At 50.9% G+C, this 2,173-nt stretch carries 2 protein-coding genes and 1 pseudogene; all 3 read left to right on the forward strand.

Annotated elements, in window-relative coordinates:
- The coding region (locus ACXPVS_RS27235; protein WP_458512643.1) for an RHS repeat-associated core domain-containing protein at window positions 1-748 on the forward strand (748 nt) is incomplete at its 5' end.
- Window positions 745-1,083 carry a DUF7668 domain-containing protein gene (locus ACXPVS_RS27240; RefSeq protein WP_458512644.1) on the forward strand — a complete coding sequence of 113 codons (339 nt, stop codon included), beginning with the start codon at window positions 745-747 and terminating at the stop codon, window positions 1,081-1,083. The genes ACXPVS_RS27235 and ACXPVS_RS27240, both read left to right, overlap by 4 nt.
- Before the next feature lie 131 nt (window positions 1,084-1,214).
- A pseudogene (locus ACXPVS_RS27245) lies at window positions 1,215-2,077 on the forward strand (IS3 family transposase); the annotation flags it as partial.
- Between the last annotated feature and the right edge of the window lie 96 nt (window positions 2,078-2,173).

Genomic DNA, 2,173 nt, shown 5'->3' on the forward strand with positions numbered 1-2,173 from the left:
CCACCTCGGCACCCCGCAGGAACTCACCGACTACAGCGGCGAGATCATGTGGTCGGCGAAATACCGTGCCTACGGCAACCTCGCGACCCTCGATGTTGCCGAAATCGACAACCCGTTGCGGTTCCAGGGCCAGTATTTCGATGCGGAAACGGGCTTACATTACAACCGGCATCGCTACTACAATCCGGGCACTGGACGGTTTTTGACGCCGGATCCGATCAAGCTTGCGGGTGGGTTGAACAACTACCAGTACGTGCCTAACCCTACGGGGTGGGTGGATCCGTTGGGCCTGGATACTTGTCCGGGTGGAGATGCGTGTAAGCCTCCAAACGCGATAGAAGATCCCGCAATAAATACGAAAGTAAATGAGGGTGAACCCGGCCTTCCTGTAGTAAGCGGAAGCTACAAAGAACTGACTGATGCGAAAGCAAAAGATGCGCACCACATCATCCAAGATGCTGCGGTACGTGACTTACCTGGGTATGATCGAAAAGCAGCGCCAGCAGTACAACTACCGGGCCCCTCTACGCAGAAAGGCACTCATCATTACGAAGCAACACAAGCTCAACGCCGAGCTGGCGGAGGGAGTTATAAAGCCGAACGCAGAATTGCTTTCAGAGCATTGCGTAAAGCCGGAATTAAGAAAGATGATGCAAAGGCCTTGATCAGAAATGCTGACGAGCACTTCAAGGCTATTGATGTTAAGCCGGAGACTTCGACTCGCATACCAGGAAACAGACGAAAATGAAAATTGATAAGAGCCTCGAACTAGAAATAATTGATCTTATTGACGCACTCGTTAATGGCAATTTTGATAAAATTTCCGCCAAAAAATGGTATGGCAGACTCAACAAACATGATATTGAAGCGAGACTCTCCGAGTACGGTAATACATTAGTATTGCCTCCAGCGTCTTTCGTAGAGAAAATAGATACTTATGAGTACAACGATGGCTCTGGCTTAGCTCTGGATGTACCACTGTGGACAGAGGAAGAAGGAATGAGCGACCTGACTCTTTCCCTTGAGTTGATATATGACGAAAAAAAAGCGAAGCTTCAAATGACTGATCTACGTGTTCTATGAAAACGCTGTAGAGCGTTTTTTTCTCGGTGGGGAGGCTTCCTAACGCTATGAATATCTTTAGGTAAAGTGTAGTGGTCTAATTTCCCCGGACACCCCGATAGGTGGAAAATACACCTATTGAGGAGTTCTCCATGACCGACAAACGCAAAGTATTCGACGACAGCTTCAAGCTGGAAGTTGTAAAGATGATCAAGGACCAGGGCCTGAGTGTTTCACAGGTTTGTCGTGATCTTGATATTGGTGATACGGCCGTTCGACGCTGGGTACAACAGTATGAGGCCGAGAAGTTGGGGCAAGCCGCTGACCTCTGAGCAACAGCGTATTCGCCAGTTGGAGCAAGAAAACCGTCAGCTCAAGATGGATAACGATGTATTAAAAAAAGCCACCGCCTTCTTTGCCCGCGAGCTGAAGTAACGTACCGCTTGGTTCGCCAGCTGCAACAGAAGGCTTATTCGGTGGCGTATGTGTGCCGTTTGTTGGGGGTTAGTCGATCCGGCTTCTACGAGGCCAACAAGCGCGCTGAGGCTCCTGCATCGATCTGCCCCGTTGCTCTGCAACTCAAGGCGTCGTTTGCTGAAAGTGGCGGCTGTTATGGCAGTCGCCCATTGCGTAAAGCGTTACGCGCAAAGGGTATGCAAGTAGGCATTTACAAGATTCGCCGCATGATGCGCGTCAACGGCCTGTGTTCGGCCTGGAAGCGTAAATTTGTGCACACCACCGACAGCAAACATGACCTGCCGATTGCTGAAAATGTATTGAATCGCCAATTTGAACCCGAGGCGGCGAACAAGGCCTGGGTAGCAGACATTACCTACATCCGAACCCGCAGTGGCTGGTTGTATCTGGCTGTGGTGCTGGACTTGTTCTCACGCAAGGTAGTGGGCTGGTCAATGGCGCCGAACATGCCCGCTGAACTGCTGTGCAGTGCAGTGCAATGCAATGCAATGCAATGCAGCTGGCGGTTGCTCAACGTCAACCGCCACCCGGCTTGATCGTAAGCGCTCCATGAAGCCCACATTCCAAGTCGAAATCTGATGCTCGAAGCTGTGCTCCCGAACTCTTTCTGGAGCCAGCACCTCATGATGCGACC

This window comes from Pseudomonas sp. Ma2-10 (assembly GCF_054330215.1).

Bases quoted from the DNA above. Each gene is read 5' to 3' on its own strand.
- ACXPVS_RS27240 (WP_458512644.1), top strand. From the start codon at position 745: ATGAAAATTGATAAGAGCCTCGAACTAGAAATAATTGATCTTATTGAC.